The following is a 969-nucleotide window of genomic DNA, read 5'->3' as shown; positions in this document are numbered from 1 at the left end:
GGTGTCATGCAGTACATGGAAGACACACGTTCAAATGCCTCTCAACATGGTTATGTTGAAACCATTTTTGGTCGTCGTTTGCATCTACCGGAAATTACCTCTCGCAATGTGATGCGTCGTAAAGCAGCAGAACGTGCGGCGATCAACGCTCCAATGCAGGGAACAGCAGCAGACATCATCAAGAAAGCGATGTTGTTGGTGGATCAGTGGATTCAAGAGGAAGGCAATGGTCGAGTCAAATTGCTGATGCAAGTACACGATGAACTGGTGTTTGAAGTGGAAGAGTCCTGTTGACCGAAATTGAAGTAAGTACAACAATTGATGGAATCATGCAGCACAGCGTAAATGTTCCAATTGGTGGCGGAAGCTGGCCATGGTGACAACTGGGATCAAGTCAACATTAATGCATTTTTGTACAAAATGAATGAATATCATGAGCCAGAGCACAAACTCTGGCTTTTTTTATCATCAAAAAAGTTTGCAGAAATATTGTTGAGTTGTAGTTAAATAAAAAATTCATGAAAAAAAACTACAGAAAAAGTTTGCAATTCTGACCAATTGTTGTACATTAGTACGCGTAGGGTACAGAGGTAAGATGTTCTATCTTTCAGACCTTTTGTTTCACGTTATTGGATTAGGCTGATTCAGCCGCCCCAGTCAGGTTATTTGTACTGGGGCGTTTTTTATTGGGCTAAATAAAATTTCAATTAAATCATATCCATATCGCATCTCCATTCTTAACGCCTCTTGTTTGTTTCTTTTTATACGGTTTCAGATTGAAAAACGAACGCAATAGAGCGTTATATCAATATGTAAATTTACACCACTCACACTCTGATTATTTCTCTTGGAAAACTAAGTGCATATATAAATAGGGTGTTTTGATATATTTTTATTTTATCAGTTGGTTAGATGTGTTTCTTAGGGTGAGAACTGAGAGAGTGTGCCATTTTGAACAATGACTGAGCT

At 38.6% G+C, this 969-nt stretch carries 1 pseudogene; it reads left to right on the top strand.

Annotation, left to right across the window (positions count from 1 at the left end):
- Positions 1-345: pseudogene (locus CIK04_RS29680) on the top strand (DNA polymerase); the annotation flags it as partial.
- Between the last annotated feature and the right edge of the window lie 624 nt (positions 346-969).

The organism is Vibrio sp. 03_296, from assembly GCF_002265885.1.
This window is presented reverse-complemented; position numbering and strand designations above follow the sequence as displayed.